The organism is Mesorhizobium sp. 01N446 (assembly GCF_056399285.1).
In genome coordinates this window covers 90594-111452 of record NZ_JBFTRA010000015.1, presented here as the reverse complement: position 1 = coordinate 111452, position 20859 = coordinate 90594, and the positions used below count along the sequence as shown (strand labels likewise).

Here is a 20859-nt window from a genome sequence, read left to right as displayed (position 1 = left end):
TGCGCCTCAATGTGACGTCATTCCGCGTTGCACATTGTGGCTGATATGGCTAGAGAATGTGCAACGAATGGACATGCTTGGTTTTTGTGCATGGTTAACTTAGCCAGATTGGCCGCGCCTCTCGACGTCGGCGGCGTGGAAATCCGCAATCGCGTTTTCCTCGCGCCGATGTCGGGCATTACCGACGAGCCTTTCCGGCGGCGCGCCCATGCGCATGGCGCGGGCCTGGTCGTGTCCGAAATGGTGGCCAGCGGCGAACTCGCCAAGGGAAGAGCAGGCTTCGATCTGCGCATACGTCATTCGGGCCTGCCCGTCCATATGGTGCAGCTCGCCGGCCGCGAGGCGGCGCACATGGCCGAAGGCGCGCGGATCGCCGCAGGCGAGGGCGCCGACATCATCGACATCAACATGGGCTGCCCGGCCAAGAAGGTCACCGGTGGTTATGCCGGCTCGGCATTGATGCTGGATCTCGACCATGCGCTGTCGCTGATCGAGGCCGTGGTCGGCGCCGTCAAGGTGCCGGTGACGGTCAAGATGCGGCTCGGCTGGGACGAAGGCGCGCTCAATGCGCCCATCCTCGCGCGCCGCGCCGAGCAGGCCGGCGTCAAGATGGTGACGGTGCATGGCCGCACGCGCTGCCAGTTCTACCAGGGCAAGGCCGACTGGCGCGCCATCGCTCGCGTCAAGGAGGCCGTGTCCATTCCAGTCGTTGCCAATGGCGATGTCTGTTCGCCTGCCGAGGCGGCCGCCATTCTCGACCAATCCGGCGCCGATGCGGTGATGGTCGGCCGCGCGCATTACGGTGCGCCCTGGATCGCCGGTGGCATCGCAGCCGCGGCGGCAGGCGAAACGGCGGCCAACGTGCCGCGGACTCCCGCTGATCTGGCCGACTATATCGTCGCCCATTACGAGGACATGCTGGCGCTTTATGGCGTCGAGAGCGGTTTGCGCCAGGCGCGCAAGCATCTGGGCTGGTATCTCGATCGTCATGCTGTTGGCGTCGCCGACGACGACCGAAAGGCGATCCTGACCACATTCGATCCGGCCCGCGTCATTGCCTTGCTGCGCGATATGTTTTCGCGCGATCCGCAACTCTCGAGCCTGCGGAGCGCCGCATGAACGCCGCCGCTGGCCAGGGAACTGAAATGGTGGATGCCGCCCAGATCGTCCTCAACACGATCCGCCGCCCGGTGATCATGATCAGCGAGGAAGGTTTCATCACCTTCGCCAACGCCGATGCCGAGGACTTCTTTCGATCCAGCGCGACCATGCTGGCGCGCAACACCCTGTCCAAGCTCGTCCCCTTCGGCAGCCCGCTGCTGACCCTGGTCGATCAGGTGCGCGAGCGCCGGGCTCCGGTCAACGAGTATCGGGTCGATGTGTCCTCGCCACGCCTCGGCATCGAAAAGGTCGTCGATCTCTATGTCGCGCCTGTGACGGAATTCCCGGGCTCCGTCGTGGTGATGTTCCAGGAACGGTCGATGGCCGACAAGATCGACCGCCAGATGACGCATCGCGGCGCCGCGCGCTCGGTGACCGGCCTGGCGGCGATGCTCGCCCATGAGATCAAGAACCCGCTCTCCGGCATTCGCGGCGCCGCGCAACTGCTCGAACTGTCCGCCTCCGACGAAGACCGCGCATTGACCCGGCTGATCACCGACGAGACGGACCGCATCGTCTCGCTGGTCGATCGCATGGAAGTGTTTTCCGACGAGCGGCCGATCGATCGCTATCCCGTCAACATCCATGTCGTACTCGACCATGTGAAGGCGATCGCAAAGAACGGTTTTGCGAAGAGAATCAAGATATTGGAGGACTATGATCCATCATTGCCTCCGGTATTCGCCAATCGCGACCAGCTGATCCAGGTGTTCCTGAACCTGGTCAAGAACGCCGCCGAGGCGATCGGCAGCGACCCGCATGGCGAGATCGTGCTGTCGACCGCCTTCCGGCCGGGCATTCGCGTTTCGGTTCCAGGCACGCAGGACCGCGTGTCGCTGCCGCTGGAATTCTGCGTGCGCGACAATGGTTCGGGTGTCTCGGAAGATATCCTGCCGATCCTGTTCGATCCCTTCATCACCACCAAGCCGAACGGCTCGGGGCTGGGGCTGGCACTGGTAGCCAAGATCGTCGGCGAGCATGGCGGCATCATCGAATGCGAATCGACCCCGCGCGGAACCACCTTCCGCATCTTGATGCCGGCCTGGAAGGAAACGCCGTTCGGCGCTGAAGAAGACGGTGAAGGAGACCGCAAATGACCGTTCGCGGCAATATTCTCGTCGCCGATGACGATGCGGCGATCCGCACGGTGCTCAACCAGGCTCTCTCGCGCGTCGGCCATGAGGTGCGCGTCACCTCCAACGCCTCGACCTTGTGGCGCTGGGTGGCGGCGGGCGAGGGTGACCTCGTCATCACCGACGTGGTGATGCCGGACGAGAACGCCTTCGACATGCTGCCGCGCATCAAGAAGGCGCGGCCGGAACTGCCGGTCATCGTCATGAGCGCCCAGAACACCTTCATGACGGCGATTCGCGCATCCGAGACCGGCGCCTATGAATATCTGCCGAAACCGTTCGACCTGACCGAACTGCTCAACATCGTCAACCGGGCGCTGTCGGAGCCGAGGCGGCCGAAGATCGATGCGCGGCCGGATGAGCAGCCCGAAACCATGCCGCTGGTCGGCCGTTCGGCGGCCATGCAGGACATCTACCGCATGCTGGCGCGCATGATGCAGACCGACCTGACGGTGATGATCTCGGGCGAATCCGGCACCGGCAAGGAGCTGGTGGCGCGCGCGCTGCACGAATATGGCCGCCGTCGCGGCGGGCCGTTCGTTGCCATCAACATGGCGGCGATCCCGCGCGATCTCATTGAATCGGAACTGTTCGGCCACGAGAAGGGCGCCTTCACCGGCGCCCAGAACCGCTCCACCGGCCGTTTCGAGCAGGCCGAGGGCGGCACGCTGTTCCTCGACGAGATCGGCGACATGCCTATGGAGGCGCAGACGCGATTGCTGCGTGTTCTGCAACAGGGCGAATACACGACGGTCGGCGGCCGCACGCCGATCAAGACCGATGTGCGCATCGTCGCCGCCACCAACAAGGATCTGCGCACGCTGATCAACCAGGGACTGTTCCGCGAGGATCTGTTCTATCGCCTCAACGTCGTGCCGCTCAGGCTGCCGGCATTGCGCGAGCGTTCCGAGGACGTGCCCGACCTCGTGCGCCACTTCTTCAAGCTTGGCGAGATGGAAGGGCTGCAGACCAAGCGCATCTCTTCCGGCGGCATCGAACTCATGAAGCGCTACCCCTGGCCGGGCAATGTGCGCGAATTGGAAAACCTCGTTCGCCGGCTTGCCGCGCTCTATTCGCAGGACGAGATTTCCGCCGAGATCATCGAGGCGGAGCTGAAGACCGGCGAGCGCCCCGTGGTACCCGGCGGCGGCAACCTCATTCCCGACGACCTCTCCATCGGCCAGGCGGTCGAACATTTCCTGCAGCGTTACTTCGCCTCGTTTGCCGGCGAATTGCCGCCCGCCGGGCTCTATCAGCGCATTCTGTCCGAGGTCGAATATCCGCTGGTCTTGGCGTCGATGACCGCAACCCGCGGCAACCAGATCAAGGCCGCGGAGCTGCTGGGGCTGAACCGAAACACGCTGCGCAAGAAGATTCGCGAGCTGGGCGTCAACGTCTATAAATCGTCGCGGCCGGGCTGAGCGCTGATCTGACGCACTCTTTTCAGGGGACTGAGCGGCGAAACATTTCCGCCATTGTCACACTTGTTGCATAATCGCCACAATGCGTTGCATAGATCGGACGCAATCATTGGCTCCCAGACGGCGACATGGCTCCGCAGGCACCTGTACTCAACCAACCGCTCTTCAGCGAACCCGGCGCGCGTGACGGGCGCCGCTTGCTGGCGCTGCCCGGCGTGGTGGCGGTCGTCGGCGCGCTGGTCATGGCGGCTATTTCATTCACCATCCTGGTTGGCGCGACGCCTATCGCGCCTGACGCCAGGACGACCTGGGCGCTGATCGCGCTCAACGCCGCCTTCGTGCTGTTTCTCATGGCGCTGGTCGGGCGCGAGGTGCACCGCATTGTCATGGCGCGCCGGCACGGCAAGGCGGCATCGCGCCTGCATGTGCGCATCGTCGCCATGTTCGCGCTGGTCGCCGCGATCCCCGCCATCATGGTGGCGATCATCGCCTCGATCACGCTCGATATCGGCCTCGACCGCTGGTTCGAGATCCGCACCAAGACGATCGTCAACTCCTCGCTGTCGATCGCCGATGCCTACGTCCAGGAAAATGCCCGCAATCTGCAGGGTACGACGCTGTCGATGGCCTATGATCTCGATGCTTCGCGCACGCTCTACGGCCTTGATCGCACAGGCTTTCTCGACCTCCTCAACAAGGAGGCGGTGGGCCGGTCGCTGGCCCATGCGGCGCTGATCAAGCCCGACGGCTCGTTCGTCATGAGTGCGCAGACGGATGCCGATTTCGCCATGCCGGAACCGCCGGAAGGGTCAGTCAGCAGCGCCACCGAGGGCAAACCGGTGCTGATCGAGCCGCGCACCCGCAACATCATGGGCGCCATCGTCAAGCTGCGCGAGATCGAGGGGCTCTATCTCTACACCATCCGCCTCGTCGACCCCGAGGTGATCAAGGCGCGGCAGATCGTCAGGTCCAACACCGACGAATACCGCAACCTCGAAGACAACAGGCGCACCTCGCAAGTGGCCTTCGCGCTGCCCTATCTGTCGCTGACCCTGATCATCATCCTGTCGGCAATCTGGACGGGCATCGCGGTCGCCGACCGTCTCGTGCGGCCGATTCGCCAGCTCATCGGCGCCGCCGACGAGGTGGCGACAGGCAATCTCGACGTCGCGGTTCCGGTCAGGCCTTCCGACGGCGACGTCGCTTCGCTGGGCGATACCTTCAACAAGATGCTGCTGGAGCTCAAATCGCAGCGCAACGAGATCCTGTCGGCAAAGGACCTGATCGACGAGCGGCGGCGCTTTTCCGAAGCCGTGCTTGCCGGCGTCACCGCCGGCGTCATCGGCGTCGATCCCTACGGCATCGTCACCATCGTCAACCGTTCGGCCGAATCGATGCTGGCCATCTCCGCCAGTGCCGCGCTCGGGCAGAACCTCTCCGCCATTCTGCCGCATGTCGGCCGTGTCTTCGAGATCGGCCGCCAGTCGGGCAAGCCCGTCTACCGCGAGCAGGTGACCTTCTTCCGCGCCGGCACCGAGCGCACCTTCAACGTGCAGATCACCGTCGAGGCGGGCGACGACGGTTCGGAGGAGAAATCTTACGTCGTGACCGTCGACGACATCACCGACCTGGTCCAGGCGCAGCGTTCTTCCGCCTGGGCAGATGTGGCGCGCCGCATCGCCCACGAGATCAAGAACCCGCTGACGCCGATCCAGCTTTCGGCCGAGCGCATCAAGCGCCGCTACGGCAAGGTCATCACCGAGGACCGCGAGGTTTTCGACCAATGCACCGACACCATCATCCGGCAGGTCGAGGACATCGGCCGCATGGTCGACGAATTCTCCGCCTTCGCGCGCATGCCCAAGCCTGAAATGAAGGCCATCGATCTGCGCGAATCGCTGCGCGAGGCGTCCTTCCTGGTCGAAGTCAGCCGCGCCGACATCACCTTCGAGCGGATTTTCGGCAACGAACCGCTGAAGGGCACGTTCGACAGCCGCCTTCTGGCGCAGGCTTTCGGCAATGTGATCAAGAACGCCGCCGAGGCGATCGACGGACTGGAACAAAAGGACGGCTCGCACGGCATAATCCGGATTCAAGCCGGCCGTCAGAATGGCGCGATTCGAATCGACGTCATCGACAATGGCAAAGGCCTGCCGCGCGAGAATCGCCAACGGCTGCTCGAGCCCTATATGACCACGCGCGAGAAGGGCACCGGGCTTGGTCTCGCTATCGTCAAGAAGATCGTGGAGGACCATGGCGGCAGGCTGGAACTTCATGATGCGCCCGCGGACTTCCATGGCGGCCGCGGCGCGATGATCAGCATTATCCTGCCGCCCGCGGCTGCCACGCCGCTACGCGGCGAAGGCAAGACGGAACACGAACGAGAAACTGAAAAGGTCGGTAATGGCGTCTGATATTCTCATCGTCGATGACGAGGAAGACATCCGCGAGCTCGTCGCAGGCATACTGAGCGACGAAGGTCACGAAACCCGTACGGCATTTGATGCCGACAGCGCGCTGGCCGCCATCGCCGACCGGGCACCGAGGTTGATTTTCCTCGACATCTGGCTGCAGGGCTCGCGCCTGGACGGCCTGGCGCTGCTCGACGAGATCAAGACCATGCACCCGACCCTGCCGGTGGTGATGATCTCCGGCCACGGCAACATCGAAACGGCGGTCTCCGCCATCCGCCGTGGCGCTTATGATTTCATCGAGAAGCCGTTCAAGGCCGACAGGCTGATTCTCATTGCCGAGCGTGCGTTGGAAACCTCGAAATTGCGGCGCGAGGTTTCCGACCTCAAGCAGCGCAGCGGCGAGACCTTCGACCTGATCGGCATGTCGTCGGCGATGAGCCAGCTGCGCCAGACCATCGAGCGCGTCGCGCCGACCAACAGCCGCGTGATGATCATCGGCCCGTCCGGATCGGGCAAGGAACTGGCGGCGCGCGCCATTCACACGCTGTCGGCACGCAAGGGCGCACCGTTCGTGACGCTGAGCGCCGCCAACATCACGCCCGAGCGCATGGAGATCGAACTGTTCGGCACCGAATCGAACGGCGTCGAGCGCAAGGTCGGCGCGCTGGAAGAAGCCCATCGCGGCATCCTCTACATCGACGAGGTGGCCGACATGCCGCGCGAAACGCAGAACAAGATCCTGCGCGTGCTGGTCGAGCAGCAGTTCGAGCGGGTAGGGGGCACCAAGCGGGTCAAGGTCGATGTCCGCATCATCTCCTCGACCTCGCAGAACCTGGAAGCCATGATCGCCGACGGCCGTTTCCGCGAGGATCTTTACCACCGCCTGGCGGTGGTTCCGGTAATGGTGCCGGGGCTGGCCGAGCGGCGCGAGGACATTCCCTATCTCGTCGACAATTTCATGAAGCAGATCGCCCGCCAGGCCGGCATCAAGCCGCGCCGCATCGGCGATGACGCGCTTGCCGTGCTGCAGGCGCACAACTGGCCGGGAAATGTCCGCCAGCTGCGCAACAATGTCGAGCGCCTGATGATCCTGGCGCGTGGCGACGACGTCGATGCGCCGATCACCGCGGACCTTTTGCCGTCCGAGATCGGCGATGTCATGCCGCGAACGCCGAATCAGTCCGACCAGCACATCATGGCGCTGCCGTTGCGCGAGGCGCGTGAACAGTTCGAGAAGGACTATCTGATCGCCCAGATCAACCGCTTCGGCGGCAACATCTCGAAGACCGCCGAGTTCATCGGCATGGAGCGTTCCGCCCTGCACCGCAAGCTGAAGTCGTTGGGCGTCTGACGCGCGGGATTTGTACTCAACCGCGCGTGGGCCAACCATTTGCCGGTTACGGCCGGGGCGGAATCGCATAAGACAGCCCGAGAATTCTCCAGGGGTCGCCAATGCCACGCATTGCCTATGTCAACGGGCGCTACGTCGCTCACGCCGACGCTTCCGTGCATATCGAGGACCGCGGCTACCAGTTCGCCGATGGCGTCTATGAGGTCTGCGAGGTGGCGCGCGGCTTCATCGTCGACATGCCGCGCCATCTTGCCCGGCTCAACCGCTCGCTGACCGAACTGTCGATCGCCTGGCCGGTCGCGCGCAACGTGCTGCCGCTCATTGTGCGCGAAGTGGTCAACCGCAACCATGTCGTCAACGGCCTTGTCTACGTCCAGGTGACGCGCGGTGTCGCCAGCCGCGACTTTGTTTTCCCGTCGCCGGACACCAAGCCATCCCTGGTTGTGACCGCCAGGAAGGCTGATCCCGCCGCAGCCGTAAAACGGGCCGAGACAGGCATCGCGGTCATCACCGTGCCCGAGAATCGCTGGGACCGGGTCGACATCAAGACCGTCGGACTGCTGCCCAATGTATTGGCCAAGCAAAAGGCCAAGGAGGCCGGCGCCCAGGAGGCGTGGTTTGTCGATACCGATGGCAACGTCAAGGAAGGCGGCTCGTCGAACGCCTGGATCGTCACCCGGGACGGTGTCCTGGTGACGAGGCCCGCCGAGCACGGCATCCTGCGCGGCATCACCCGCACGACCATGTTCGAGGTGGCTGCAAAGCTCGGCCTGAAGATCGAGGAGCGCGGTTTTTCGGTCGCCGAAGCCAAGGCGGCGCGCGAGGCGTTCATCAGTTCGGCCACGACGATTGCCATGCCGGTCGTGGCCATTGACGGCGATCCGGTAGCCAACGGGCACCCCGGTTCAGTGACACTTTCGTTACGTCAGGCCTTTTTTGACATTGCGGAAAAAAGTCCAGCCTGATAACCGCACAGGTGGAATGAACATCAATATATCTCGTTCTGCTTGTCGTTACTGACGACAAGACGGTGTTTGCGCGCTTGACATGTGCCCGTTAATTTGGCGCATTGGCCTGCAAACCGAAGGGGATCGGCGAAAGACAAGAACAATGGCGGAACGATCGCAAAACCTTCAGGACCTGTTCCTGAATTCAGTTCGCAAGAGCAAGAACCCGCTCACCATCTTCCTCATCAACGGCGTGAAGCTGACCGGCGTGGTCACTTCGTTCGACAATTTCTGTGTGCTGCTGCGCCGCGACGGTCACTCCCAGCTCGTCTACAAGCACGCCATTTCCACGATCATGCCGAGCCAGCCGGTTCAAATGTTCGATGGCGAGGAAAGCCAGGGCGCCTGATTGGCACGTGATAAGGACGCGGACGCTACGGTTCGCGGAAAACCAGCGCATCATCCCGGGACGGAAGCCAAGGGGCCGACCCGGGCTGTCGTCATCGTGCCTGTGCTTACCCGCCAGCCGCGCGGCGACGACGAGACGAACCGTCCACGACTGACGCGTTCGGCCGATGCCCGCCATGACGAGGCGGTCGGCCTTGCGCGCGCCATCAATCTCGATCCTGTCCATACGGYCGTCGTGACCGTCAACGATCCGCGCCCGGCAACCTTGCTCGGCAGCGGCAAGGTCGAAGAGTTCGCCGAGATCGTCAAGGCGAACGACGCCGAACTGGTCATCGTCGACCATCCGCTGACCCCGGTGCAGCAGCGCAACCTCGAGAAGGAACTGCATGCCAAGGTGCTCGACCGCACCGGGCTGATACTCGAGATCTTCGGCGAGCGTGCCCGCACCAAGGAAGGCACGCTGCAGGTCGAGCTTGCCCATCTCAACTACCAGAAGGGCCGCCTCGTCCGCAGCTGGACCCACCTTGAACGGCAGCGCGGCGGCGCCGGCTTCCTCGGCGGCCCCGGCGAAACCCAGATCGAATCCGACCGGCGGCAGTTGCAGGAAAAGATCATCAAGCTGAAGCACGAGCTGGAAACGGTCCGTCGCACTCGCGACCTGCACCGCGCCAAGCGCAAGAAGGTGCCGTTCCCGGTGGTGGCGATCGTCGGCTACACCAATGCCGGCAAGTCGACGCTGTTCAACCGGCTGACCGGAGCGGACGTGCTGGCGCAGGACATGCTGTTCGCCACGCTCGACCCGACGCTGCGCCGCGTGCGCCTGCCGCATGGCACACCGATCATCCTGTCGGACACGGTCGGCTTCATCTCCGACCTGCCGACGCATCTGATCGCTGCCTTTCGCGCGACGCTGGAAGAGGTGGTCGAGGCCGATCTCGTCATCCACCTGCGCGACATTTCCGATCCCGACACGGCCGCACAGGCAGAGGATGTCGAGCGCATCCTGGCCGACCTCGGTGTCGACGCCAGTGACACCAAGCGCGTGATCGAAGTCTGGAACAAGATCGACCTGCTGGACGAAGGCAACAGGAGCCGGCTGCTCGCCGATGCCGCCGACGGCAGCAAAGGTCCGCCAATCGCCATTTCGGCGGTGACCGGCGAGGGCATCGATGCGCTGAAAGCGGTCATCGAGACACGCATGGCGGGCGAACTCGAAGACCTGACGGTAACGATCGAGCCGGCACAGTTCGGCCTCGTTGACTGGCTGTACCGCAATGGCGATATCGTTTCGCGCACCGACAATGAAGATGGCAGCGCCACCATCTCGCTCAAGGCCACGCAAAGCGCCCGCGAAGAGATCGAAAGCCGATTGCGTCGTAAAAACAATGGCTAGACCGGAGCAATTACAGGAAAGTGTATAACGCTTTTCCGCCCCGAATTGCCAGTCAATAGGCCTACTTCGCGGTTTTTGCTTCCTGCCAGAGTGCTTCCATCTCGTCCAGGGTGGCCTGTTCCAGCGTGTTGCCGGATTTTTCCAAGGCTCGCTCGACATAGTGGAAGCGCGACCGGAACTTTTCATTGGTGCCGTTCAGCGCGGCTTCCGAATCGAGCTTGAGATGACGGCCGAGATTGACGACGGCGAACAGCATGTCGCCGAACTCGTCCTTGATCGAGGCCGTCTCGCCCTTGGCGAGCGCCTCACGCAACTCTCCGATCTCTTCCTCGATCTTGTCGAGGATCGGGGTTGCCTCGCTCCAGTCGAAGCCGACACGGGCAGCCTTCTCCTGCAGTTTGAGCGCCCGCGTCAAAGCGGGCAGGGCGACCGGAACGCTGTCCAGGAACCCCTTGCCATTGTCTTCTGGGTCGAGGCCGCGCGCGAGACGAGCTTGCCGCTTCTCGGCCTTCTCTTCCGCCTTGATCTTCTCCCACATGCCCTTGGCCATGCCGGCGCTGCGGGCCTTTTCGTCACCGAAGACATGCGGGTGGCGCCGGATCATCTTGGTGGTGATGGCCTGGACCACATCCGGGAAGGCGAATTCACCGGCTTCCTCGGCCATTTGCGCATGGTAGACGACCTGCAGCAGGAGGTCACCGAGTTCGTCGCGCAGATCACCGAGGTCGCCGCGCGCGATGGCGTCCGCCACCTCGTAGGCCTCTTCGATCGTGTAGGGCGCGATGGTCGAGAAATCCTGCTCGATGTCCCAGGGACAGCCGGTCTTCGGCGCGCGCAACGCCGCCATGATCTCGATCAGGCGCGAAATGTCTTTGGATGGCGTCATGCGGCGGATGCTAGCCCGCCGCCTGCCGCACAGCCAACGCTGTCAGCCGGCGAGGGTGTCTTGTCCACAGCTGAGCCGCCTTAGTCCAGGACGGAGACGATCGCCTTGGCGAGGTCGTCCATGCCATCTTCGGGCAAACCGGCGACGTTGATACGGCTGTCGCCGACCATGTAGACGCCGTGCTCGTCACGCAGCCGCTCGACCTGCGCTTCCGTCAGGCCAAGCCGCGAGAACATGCCGCGATGGCTGGCGACGAAGTCGAAGCGGTCGGAGTTGGACTGCCGGCGCAGCGCCTCGGCGAACTGGACGCGAAGCCGCAGCATGCGCAGGCGCATCTCTTCCAACTCGGCTTCCCAGTCGGAACGCAAAGTGGCGTCTTCCAGGACAATACGTACCGCCGCGGCGCCATGGTCCGGCGGCATCGAATACATGGCGCGCGCCGCCGACAGCATCTGGCTCATCGCCACATCGGCCTGCGCGCCGTCCTTGGCTAGGATCATCGCCGCGCCGACGCGGTCGCGGTAGACGGCGAAATTCTTCGAGCAGCTTGAGGCAACGACCATCTCCGGCACTTTCGCCGCCAGCAGGCGCAGGCCGAGCGCGTCGGCCTCGAGGCCGTCGCCAAAGCCCTGATAGGCGATGTCGACGAATGGCAGCAGCTCACGCTCGACGACCAGATCGGTGACGGCCTGCCACTGCGCGGCATCCAGATTGGCGCCGGTCGGGTTGTGGCAGCAGCCATGCAGCAGCACGACGTCGCCGCTCTTGGCCGTCCGCAACGCCGCCAGCATGTCGTCGAAGCGAACAGCACCGGAGGCCGCATCGAAATAGGGATATTCGCGGATCTGCAGGCCGGCGGCACGCATCACCGGCATGTGGTTCGGCCAGGTCGGGTCCGAGAGCCAGACGGTGGCGTCCGAACGTGTCCGCTTGAGCAACTCCGCCACAAGGCGCAACGCGCCGGAGCCGCCAGGCGCTTGCGCTGCACGGATGCGCGTCATGTCGGCGCCCGGACCGAAGGCGAGCTTGGCCATCACCGTGTTGAAAGCGGTGTCGCCGGCGAGGCCGAGATAGGTCTTGGTGTCCTGGCTGTTCAGCAGCCGCTTTTCAGCCTCGCGCACGGCGCGCATGACCGGCGTCTTGCCGTCGCGGTCCTTGTAGACGCCGACGCCGAGGTCGACCTTATTGGGGCGCGGATCGGCGCGATAGAGGCCGATCAGGGCCAGGATCTTGTCGGCGGGAGCGGGCTGCAGGTCTTCGAACATCGTTATGGTTCCGTTGGCGCGGCGGAGTGATACGCAAATAGAGCGCGTTTCGCCAGCGGTTTTCCTGCGTGTGGGTTGGCGCCACGGACTTGCCCAGATACATGGCGATTGAGCAAGGGATCTTGCTGTATCGATGCTCGTCGGGTCGTACTGCCCAAGATCTGTGTCGGGGAGGGCAAATTGATAGTCACACGCAGGGCCGCATTCGCCGACATGGCCGCTGTCATAGAGTGCGTCGAGGCTTCGCTGGAAGCCACCTATGGCGGGCTCTGGACTTCCGAGCCGCTAAAGGCTGGCGATGATGATTGGGCGAGCGCATGGGTAGCCTGCGACCCTCAACACGTCATCGGGGTCGGGCTGTCCCATGCTGACGTCGTCAGCGATTTGTGGATTCATCCATCCGCCCAGGGTCTCGGCGCCGGAACTGCTCTGTTGGCTGTTTTGGAAAGCGAAATAGCCTCCCGCGGCTTCACCATAGGCCGTTTGCGCTGCCTCGAACCAAATGTCAGATCACGGAGCTTCTATGCCTCACGAGGCTGGGTGGAGGCGCGAATCTATCCGCACGAAACAATACCCTTGAACACCGTCGACATGACGAAGTTGATTGGCTCGAAGGAAAAATGAGGCGCGCTCCGCGCAAAGCGATGGTGAGACTGTTCAGCCGGCATTATTGCTGTTGACGAGGTGTGATCGACCACGCGAGTAGGTCTTCACCTTGCAGGAAGTCGCACTGGTGGCTTCAACAAGCGGCTCAAGGGACTGCTTCATGCTCGTACGGCTGACGATGATCTGCAACGGCGTCACTGCCGCGACCCGGCGAGGTTCGTTTCCGCTCGACGAGCCGCTGGAGCCGCGCTCGCTGACGCTGGCGAAGGCGATGCGCGGGACGTTGCGCCGTGCCGACCGTGTGTGGACCGCCCCCGCGCTTCGCGCCCGCCAGACCGCCGAGGCGCTGGCGCTGGACGCATCGGTCGAACCGCTCCTGGCGGACCAGGATCATGGAAGCTGGGCCGGCAAGAGTTTTGAGGACGTGCAGGCGGATCAGCCCGAGAGCATCGCTGCCTGGCTCTCAGACCCCAATGCAGCGCCGCATGGCGGCGAGTCGCTGGCCGACGTTGCCCGCCGGGCTTCCGCATTGATGGACCGGTTGATGGCCGAGCCTGGCCACGCCATCGCGCTGACCCATGCCAGTGTCATTCGCACCGCGATCGTGCATGTCCTGGGTGCCCCGCTGGCGGCCAGTTGGAAGATCGACATCGAGCCGCTGAGCATCACCGATTTTCGCAGCGACGGCCGCAGATGGGTTTTGCGCGCCTGCGGTGTACCCGCCCCCAAACCGGCAAAGCCACTTCGCACCTGAGAGTCAGGCTGGCTGAGGGTACTGCGAACGGTACCCTCCGGCGGATCCGGCAAAGAAAAATGGCACAGGTCGGGATTAAAATCCCCACATGCTCCGTAAACAGGGCATGAAACGGTCGATGCCACGCTTTGACATCATAGGGCAGCTCGGATCGCTGCGGCGCTACGCGCAGTCGCTGACGCGCGACAGTGCGGATGCCGAGGATCTCGTGCATGACGCGCTGGTACGCGCCTACGAGCGGCGCGGCACCTTTCGCTCCGGCGGAAACCTGCGGGCCTGGCTGCTGTCCATCGTCCATAACGCGTTTGTCGACCGCGTGCGTTCGCGCCGTTCGGAAGCGTCACGCATCGAACAGGCCGGATACCTCGCCGATGCCGCCACGCCGGCGCCGCAGGAGCATTCCGTGCGCCTGGCACAGGTGCGGGACGCCTTTTTCAAACTGCCGGAAGAGCAGCGTTCGGCGCTGCATCTGGTCGCCATCGAAGGGCTTTCCTATCAGCAGGCGGCCAATGCCACCGGAGTGCCGCTGGGAACGCTGATGTCGCGCATCGGCAGGGCGCGCGCCGCCTTGCGCCAGATGGAAGAAGCCGCCCCGGTGCGCGGCAAGAACCATCTCAGGATCGTGGGAGGTGAGCCATGAGCGCTCTTGTCGACCCCGTGACGGACACCGACCTCGACGCCTATATCGACGAGCAGCTCGATGTCACCCGCCGCATCGAGGTCGAAGCCTTCCTGTCGACGCGTCCGGAGGCCGCCGCGCGCGTCATGTCGGATCTGCGGACCCGCGACGAACTGCGCGTGGCGCTTGCCGGCTCCAGGGACATGGCGCGGCCGGCGACCGCCGATGCGGCGCGGCGGTTGGAGAGGGGCCTTGTCCGGGGCCGCATCTTCGGCGTCTTGCAGCGCGCGGCTGCCGTTGCCGCTTTCGTTGCCGCCGGCTGGCTGGCAAACGGCATCATCGGTCCGATGTCGGTGACCAAGGTCGTCGCTTCGCCGCAGCCGCCCGCCTATGTCGACGAGGCGGTCCGGGCGCACAGGACGACGCTGGTGCGCGAAACCATGCCCTCGCAGCCGGAAGCGCCCAATTACAATGCCGGCGAGATCCGCGCCGCGACCGCCATCGTCATGCCGTCACTGCCAAAGGACTGGAAGGTGCGCGACGTGCAGATCTATCCGTCGCGCTTCGGCCCGAGCGTCGAGATGGCGGTCGACACCAAGGACATGGGCCTGGTGTCGCTGTTTGCGATCCGGCCAGGAACCTTCGATGTGGTCAAGCCGACCGTCGCGCCGTCGGGCGATATTTCCTCGGCCTACTTCCAGATCGGCGAGGTCGCCTATGCGGTCGTCGCCAAGAGCGGGGTTCATGACCTCGACCGCGCCGCCGAGACGCTCGCCAGAACGCTTTACTGACCTATCCACAAAGGAGACTGCAAATGAACACGCCCAATCTGGGATATCGCGTCGGCACCGGCGCCCAGGCCGGAGCCGTCTTCGACGAAGGCCTGCGCCAGCACATGCTGCGCGTCTACAACTATATGGGCCTTGGCCTCGTGGTCACCGGCCTGGTCGCCTTCCTGGTGTCGTCGACGCCGGCGCTCTATGTGCCGATCTTCTCCAGCCCGCTGAAATATGTGGTGATGCTGGCGCCGCTCGCCTTCGTGCTGCTGTTTTCGTTCAAGATGCAGACCATGTCGGCGGCAAGCGCCCAGGCGATGTTCTGGGCCTTCTGTGCCGTGATGGGCCTGTCGCTCGCCTCCGTGTTCCTGGTCTTCACCGGGACCAGCATCGCGCGCACCTTCTTCATCGCCGCCACCATGTTCGGCGCCACCAGCCTCTATGGCTACACGACCAGGCGCGACTTGACGCAGTTCTCGTCGTTCCTGATCATGGGCCTGATCGGCGTGGTGATCGCCAGTATCGTCAACATCTTCCTCGGCTCGACCGCGCTGCAATTCGCCATTTCGGTGATCGGCATCGCCGTCTTCATCGGCCTGACCGCCTGGGACACGCAGACGATCAAGGAGCAGTATGCCGAGAATTTCGACGCGGAATCGCGCCAGAAGCTGGCCGTCTTCGGCGCCTTCTCGCTCTACCTGAACTTCATCAACATCTTCCAGCTGCTGCTGAATTTCACCGGTGAGCGCGAGTAACGACTGTCCGCCATGGGCGAGGGCGGGGTTCTCGCCCACGCTGAGCAGAGGTGGCCGGAGGAGAGATCCTCCGGCCACAATTCGTTCCGGCAACAACCGTCCATGCCTTGAGTCCCCAGGAGCTTTTGCTAGTCTGCCGCCAGCTTCAACACCAGCCCGCGAGGACATGTGGCACAGGACAGCCAAACGCTTCAGGGCGACGGCATCTCGGCTGTAATAGTCGGGCAGGGCGCCGAACTGGTTTCGCTGCGGGATGCGCAAGGATTTGAGTTCCTGTGGCAGGCCGGGCCGGAGTGGCGGCGGCATTCGCCGGTGCTGTTCCCCATCGTCGGCCGGCTGAAGGGCGACCAGCTGCGCCACCGCGGCCAGGCCTATCCGATGACGCAGCACGGCTTCGCCCGCGACAAGCCGTTCACCTGGGAGGAGAGGGGACCCCGCTCTTGCACGCTGGTCCTCACCGACGATGCCGACACGCGCGCCCAATACCCCTTCGCCTTTCGCCTTGCCGTGACCTATACGCTCGAACGCCAGCTGCTTGGTGTGACCCTGGAGGTCACCAACACTGGCGACGAACCTTTGCCGGCCTCGATCGGCGCGCATCCAGCGTTCAACTGGCCGTTGCTGGCGGAATTGCCCAAGGAGGCCTATCAGCTGACTTTTGCCGATGATGAACCCGCACCGATCCGCCGCCTCAAGGACGGCCTTCTGCTCCCAGAATCGCGGCCAACACCGATCAAAGGCAGGACGCTTACGCTGTCCGAACGGCTGTTCGACGACGACGCCGTCATCCTGGATCGGGCCGCCAGCACCAGCGTACGTTATGCGGCCGAGAGCGGTCCCGCGATCGAAATGTCATGGCAGGGCGCCGAGGTACTCGGCATCTGGTCCAAGCCCGGCGGTGCGCCCTTCCTGTGCATCGAACCCTGGCATGGTATTGCGAGCCCGGCCGATTTCGACGGCGAATTCACAGACAAGCCTGGCGTGATGCTGATCGAACCGGGGGCGAAGCGCTCGCTGAGCTACCGGATCGGGCTGGAGCAGGGGCTGCGGTGACCGTCGGAGCCGGAGAACCAACGCCTTGGAGTACCCAATGAAACTTGGCTTCATCGGCACAGGCGCGCTGACGTCAGCCATTGTCACCGGGCTCAACTCCCTTGAGCGCGATCCGGTATCGGTGGTGCTGTCGCCGCGCAACGAAGAGATCGCCGCGAACCTTGCGTCCCGTTATCCGAATGTGCGTATCGCCACCGACAATCAGGCGGTGCTCGACGAATGCGATACCGTCATGCTGGCGGTGCGGCCGCAAATTGCCCACCAGGTGCTGCCTGGATTGAAGTTCCGGCGCGATCATCACCTCATCAGCCTGATCGCCACGCTGTCGCGCGAGGAAATCATCGGCCTGGCCGCACCTGCCAGCCGCGTGACGAAGGCGCTGCCCATGCCGATGATCGCCCAACGGCTTGGGGCGACGATCATCTACCCGCCCGATCCGGACGTGGCCGCGTTGTTCGGCGGATTGGGAAAGGTGATCGCGGTCGAGAGTTCCAGCGAGTTCGACGCGTTGAGCGTCGCGACCGCGACCTATGCCACCTATTTCAAGTATCTCGACACGATCCATCGCTGGCTGAAAGCGCATGATGTGCCGGACACCAAGGGGCGCGACTACATAGCCGCGCTCTTCACCGCGCTCGGGCACGCCCCGGAGACGGCGCCCGATGCGGATTTCACGCATCTGGCGCAGGATTATGCGACCCGCGGCGGCATCAACGAGCAGGTCCTGAACGAACTCACGGCCCGCAACGTCTTCGATGCGCTGGCGGAAAGCCTGGACGGCGTGCATCGCCGCATTTCAGCGGCTGGCGCCACATAGCCGGATTTCAATCTGCCGGACGCAAGCGCTCGCCAAACCCACCGGATCACAGTGGGAGCGGGGGAATCGGTGGAGTTCCTCTTTAGAGCAGTTCACCGTTTCACGGAAACGGTGAACTGCTCTAAGTCGTTGTTTTGACGCAATTCCGGACGGAAAACCGTTCACACTTTTCCTGGAATTGCTCTAGTCAAAGACCGTGCCCGGCGCGAAGCCGGGCAAATCACAATCAGACCCGCCAAACTGCTAGCCGCCGAACTTGTAGCTCAGCCGGGCCATCACGGCATCTACCCTGGCCTTGGTTTCGTAGCTCTCGGGGTTGCTCCCAAGCGAGCCGTCATCGAACACATTGGGTCCCGTGCTCGTCTTGGAGCCGAGATCGACATGCGTATAGTCGACACCAAGGCTCAGCCTGTCGGTGAGGGCATAGTCGATGCCAAGGCCCAACGCGTAGCCATTGTGCCATTCGTTCTGCTCATAGGTGACCAGGGCATCATTGTCGCGCGCCGTGAACCCGACCTTGCCGCCGGCATAGCCGCCCTTCGCATAGATCAGGACGCGGTCGAACGCATAGCCGATCTTGCCGACCACCGTCGCATAGTGCTGGATCTTGCCGGTCTCGGTGTCGGAGTCTGGGAAGTATGGGCTGACGATCTCCTTGCGGATTCCCGTGGCGGTCCACGTCGCTTCGCCGCCCAGGACGAATTGCTGCCACTGGTACTGGGCGCCGACATGCACGCCGCCCGCTATGTTCGTATCACGGAAATCGAAACCCTCTGTTCCGGCCGGAACCAGGTCGGTGAAGAACCCGCCGTTCGGCTGTGTGACATCCGTCGCGGTGATGTTGCCGTTGGCGACGCCGATATGCGCGCCGGCATAAAAACCGCTCCAGTCATAGGCGGAACCAGCTACGGGCGCGGCCATGTCCGCAGCCGATGCCGCGGTAGCGCTGAGCCCGGCCAGCGCCATGATTGCAAGAAGTCTCTTCACTGAATCTCTCCCATCCCATTCATCAGCGAAGAGAAACATACACGAATACAATAAAGGAGCTGTGATTATTAGGTCGCACTGTCTAAAAATCAGCAACGCGGGCAATGGTGCCGATCACATTGACGAGAAGGCGCGCGGCGGTCTGCGCCGACAGGCCGTCCATGTCGGCGGGCGGATAGAGCTCGACCAGGTCGAATCCCGCGATCCTGGCGCGCTTGCCGAGGCCCGCGATCAGGTCGATCGCCTGCGTGTAGGTAAGGCCGCCGGGCGTGCGCGCCGCAACACCTGGCATGATGCCGGGATCGAGGCTGTCGCAGTCGAAGGTGACGACGACGCTCGCGCCTTCTGGAATATGGCGAAGGGCGGCTTCCACGCCTTGCGCATGAAGCTCGCGCGCGGTCACGAAACGGCTGCCATAGTGCTGCGCCGCCTCGATTTCAGAGAGGCGCGCGCTGCCGACGCTGCGCAGGCCGACTTGTACCATGCCTGCGACATGCGGCATCTCGCTCGCCCGCCGCATCGGGCTCGAATAGCCGTGGCGTTCGCCTTGCACCTCGTCGCGCCAGTCGATATGGGCGTCGATCTGCAGGATCCAGATCGGTCCGTGCCCGGCAAAGCCGGCAAGGAACGGAATGACGACGGAATCGTCGCCGCCAAGCAGGATGGGCACGGCCGGCAAGGCCAGGACCTCGCGCGTTTTCGCTTCGATCCGGGCTCGGTTGGCTTCATTGTCGTGCAGGATGGTCGAAATGTCGCCGGCGTCGACGCAGCAGGCCGGTTTGCCGTCGAACAACGGGCCGCCGAGATCGAAATCCCAGTGCTCGACAAGCGGGGCATCACCCTGGCTGGCCGCACGGATGGCGTCGGCCGCCAGCGCATGGCCGCTGCTGTCCTTGCCGGGATAGGTGCTGCCATGGCCGGCTCCGAAGATCACCGCGCGGGGCGTGCGGCCATCGGCAAGGCGATCGGGAAGGCCGAGAAAGGAAGGTGAGGCGGTCATTTTTACAATCCTGAATATGAGTTCCAGCGCCACAGCAGGCTATTTGTCTCATGAGTTCGATGCCATCACCGAAAATCGTCGGCGGGCTGGCGCGCATGGGTCAAAGCGGGCGCGATGGTGGGGAGGGCAGGGTGTGACCTCGAGCGGAAGACAATGGCGGAGCAACCGCYATCGCCAGAGGCGCAAGGAGCTGCGCTCAGTCGGCAGGCCCCGCGAACAAGATGAGATTGCCGTCGGGATCAAGGACAATGAAGTTCCTCGCGCCCCAAGGTTCTTTCTTCAGTCCTTGGTGGAAGCCCACACCGGCGGCTTGGTACTCCAAAAAGAGTTGTTTGATCTCCGCCGCGGTATCGACAGTGATCGATGCCGACAAAAGGTGTTCGCGCTTGCGTATATCCCCGACAAAGACCGGCTCACAGACAAGCCGCATGCAAAGTCGGGCATGGTCACGCTTGACCATGCCGTAGAATGGCGGGTCACCATAGACAAAGTCGACTGTAAAGCCGAGCTTCGACGTGAAGAAATCGCACGACGCCTTGAGGTCGGTGACATAAAGTTGAGCTTCGGTTCCGCTGAGGACCGGTGGCGTCATCGCGTGCTTGAATTGAGTGTTCATGGCCGGGGCTCCTGCTTTGAGCGCCTGCCATCCCTCGAAACCCAATTGGCGAGCTACAAGCTCCTGCGCATCGCTGAGCTTGAACGATGCCTCCAGCACCTGATTGTCATCGAGGTGCTGAAACCGCTGCAAAGCGGCTCTGATCTCGGCTGCGACCGGATGATATCGATCACGATGCCAGCGCAGATATTGCTTTGCCTGCTTCTTCAGGTTTTCGAGGTTTGGCATGGGCGCGACTACGGTTTGCACATCGTAGGTGGGCATTGCCCCTTCGGCCTCGGCCGGCGCGCCCTACGGCAACTGCCTCACCGTGCCAGTCTCGACGGTGGGTTGTCAACGGCGGCTATTGTCGGCCATCCATATCGACAACGCCGTTGAAACCGCGAACACCGACCGCCAGCGCAACATCATCGTAAGCTGTATGCTCGACGCGCCGTCCCGGCAGGCGCTGGTCTGGATGATGAACTGGCGGATCTGAAATGATATCGGTTCCGGAG

21 protein-coding genes are annotated in these 20859 nt (G+C 63.5%); 16 read left to right on the top strand and 5 right to left on the bottom strand.

The window, feature by feature from the left end; genetic code table 11:
- Positions 1-90 precede the first annotated feature (90 nt).
- From dusB to hflX, 8 genes are all read left to right on the top strand, one after another.
- Positions 91-1119: a tRNA dihydrouridine synthase DusB gene (dusB, locus tag AC1DPX_RS33580; RefSeq protein ID WP_477242196.1), complete on the top strand. Its 1029-nt coding sequence runs from the start codon at positions 91-93 to the stop codon at positions 1117-1119.
- A complete protein-coding gene (locus AC1DPX_RS33575) occupies positions 1116-2258 on the top strand; it encodes a two-component system sensor histidine kinase NtrB (RefSeq protein ID WP_477242194.1) in 1143 nt (380 codons plus the stop codon). Before dusB ends, AC1DPX_RS33575 begins: the two co-directional genes overlap by 4 nt.
- The gene (gene ntrC / locus AC1DPX_RS33570) at positions 2255-3715 is read left to right on the top strand and encodes a nitrogen regulation protein NR(I) (protein WP_019858034.1); all 1461 of its coding nucleotides are present in this window, start codon (positions 2255-2257) and stop codon (positions 3713-3715) included. Before AC1DPX_RS33575 ends, ntrC begins: the two co-directional genes overlap by 4 nt.
- A 128-nt stretch (positions 3716-3843) precedes the next feature.
- Positions 3844-6129: a sensor histidine kinase NtrY-like gene (locus tag AC1DPX_RS33565; RefSeq protein WP_477242192.1), complete on the top strand. Its 2286-nt coding sequence runs from the start codon at positions 3844-3846 to the stop codon at positions 6127-6129.
- A complete protein-coding gene (ntrX, locus tag AC1DPX_RS33560) occupies positions 6119-7480 on the top strand; it encodes a nitrogen assimilation response regulator NtrX (protein ID WP_010909346.1) in 1362 nt (453 codons plus the stop codon). Before AC1DPX_RS33565 ends, ntrX begins: the two co-directional genes overlap by 11 nt.
- A gap of 101 nt (positions 7481-7581) precedes the next feature.
- Positions 7582-8445 carry a D-amino-acid transaminase gene (locus AC1DPX_RS33555; RefSeq protein ID WP_477242190.1) on the top strand — a complete coding sequence of 288 codons (864 nt, stop codon included), beginning with the start codon at positions 7582-7584 and terminating at the stop codon, positions 8443-8445.
- A 145-nt stretch (positions 8446-8590) separates the two neighbouring features.
- Entirely contained in the window at positions 8591-8836 is a 246-nt protein-coding gene (gene hfq, locus AC1DPX_RS33550) for an RNA chaperone Hfq (protein ID WP_006202172.1), read from the top strand.
- Positions 8837-10228, top strand: a complete 1392-nt coding sequence (gene hflX / locus AC1DPX_RS33545; RefSeq protein ID WP_477242188.1) for a GTPase HflX — start codon at positions 8837-8839, stop codon at positions 10226-10228.
- Positions 10229-10289: 61 nt separating this feature from the next.
- Here the strand turns inward: hflX and mazG are convergent, their stop codons facing one another.
- Positions 10290-11114 carry a nucleoside triphosphate pyrophosphohydrolase gene (gene mazG / locus AC1DPX_RS33540; RefSeq protein ID WP_477242186.1) on the bottom strand — a complete coding sequence of 275 codons (825 nt, stop codon included), beginning with the start codon at positions 11112-11114 and terminating at the stop codon, positions 10290-10292.
- A gap of 80 nt (positions 11115-11194) precedes the next feature.
- On the bottom strand, positions 11195-12379 hold the full coding sequence (locus AC1DPX_RS33535; RefSeq protein WP_477242184.1) for an amino acid aminotransferase: 1185 nt from the start codon (positions 12377-12379) through the stop codon (positions 11195-11197).
- Between the two features lie 180 nt (positions 12380-12559).
- Here AC1DPX_RS33535 and AC1DPX_RS33530 point away from each other — a divergent pair, with 180 nt between their 5' ends.
- The 7 genes from AC1DPX_RS33530 (at position 12560) to AC1DPX_RS33500 (ending at position 17759) form a co-directional block, all read left to right on the top strand.
- A complete protein-coding gene (locus AC1DPX_RS33530; RefSeq protein ID WP_477242182.1) occupies positions 12560-13003 on the top strand; it encodes a GNAT family N-acetyltransferase in 444 nt (147 codons plus the stop codon).
- A gap of 142 nt (positions 13004-13145) precedes the next feature.
- Positions 13146-13739: a histidine phosphatase family protein gene (locus tag AC1DPX_RS33525; RefSeq protein WP_477242180.1), complete on the top strand. Its 594-nt coding sequence runs from the start codon at positions 13146-13148 to the stop codon at positions 13737-13739.
- A 106-nt stretch (positions 13740-13845) separates the two neighbouring features.
- Positions 13846-14379 carry a sigma-70 family RNA polymerase sigma factor gene (locus AC1DPX_RS33520; protein WP_477242216.1) on the top strand — a complete coding sequence of 178 codons (534 nt, stop codon included), beginning with the start codon at positions 13846-13848 and terminating at the stop codon, positions 14377-14379.
- Complete coding sequence (locus AC1DPX_RS33515) at positions 14376-15149, top strand: anti-sigma factor family protein (protein ID WP_477242178.1); 774 nt, start codon at positions 14376-14378, stop codon at positions 15147-15149. Before AC1DPX_RS33520 ends, AC1DPX_RS33515 begins: the two co-directional genes overlap by 4 nt.
- Positions 15150-15172: 23 nt before the next feature.
- Positions 15173-15889 carry a Bax inhibitor-1/YccA family protein gene (locus AC1DPX_RS33510; protein WP_095203348.1) on the top strand — a complete coding sequence of 239 codons (717 nt, stop codon included), beginning with the start codon at positions 15173-15175 and terminating at the stop codon, positions 15887-15889.
- A gap of 168 nt (positions 15890-16057) precedes the next feature.
- Positions 16058-16942: an aldose 1-epimerase family protein gene (locus tag AC1DPX_RS33505; protein WP_477242176.1), complete on the top strand. Its 885-nt coding sequence runs from the start codon at positions 16058-16060 to the stop codon at positions 16940-16942.
- Between the two features lie 37 nt (positions 16943-16979).
- Positions 16980-17759 (top strand): pyrroline-5-carboxylate reductase, encoded by a 780-nt coding sequence (locus AC1DPX_RS33500; protein ID WP_202354452.1) that lies wholly within the window; start codon positions 16980-16982, stop codon positions 17757-17759.
- Between the two features lie 243 nt (positions 17760-18002).
- Here AC1DPX_RS33500 and AC1DPX_RS33495 read toward each other — a convergent pair whose 3' ends face one another.
- From AC1DPX_RS33495 to AC1DPX_RS33485, 3 genes are all read right to left on the bottom strand, one after another.
- Positions 18003-18746 carry an outer membrane protein gene (locus tag AC1DPX_RS33495; RefSeq protein ID WP_244730346.1) on the bottom strand — a complete coding sequence of 248 codons (744 nt, stop codon included), beginning with the start codon at positions 18744-18746 and terminating at the stop codon, positions 18003-18005.
- 82 nt (positions 18747-18828) lie between these two features.
- Complete coding sequence (locus AC1DPX_RS33490; RefSeq protein ID WP_477242174.1) at positions 18829-19746, bottom strand: agmatinase; 918 nt, start codon at positions 19744-19746, stop codon at positions 18829-18831.
- 196 nt (positions 19747-19942) lie between these two features.
- Positions 19943-20590: a VOC family protein gene (locus tag AC1DPX_RS33485; protein WP_202359415.1), complete on the bottom strand. Its 648-nt coding sequence runs from the start codon at positions 20588-20590 to the stop codon at positions 19943-19945.
- Positions 20591-20618: 28 nt separating this feature from the next.
- Between AC1DPX_RS33485 and AC1DPX_RS33480 the strand changes: the two genes are divergently transcribed.
- Complete coding sequence (locus AC1DPX_RS33480; RefSeq protein ID WP_477242172.1) at positions 20619-20840, top strand: hypothetical protein; 222 nt, start codon at positions 20619-20621, stop codon at positions 20838-20840.
- Positions 20841-20859 lie beyond the last annotated feature (19 nt).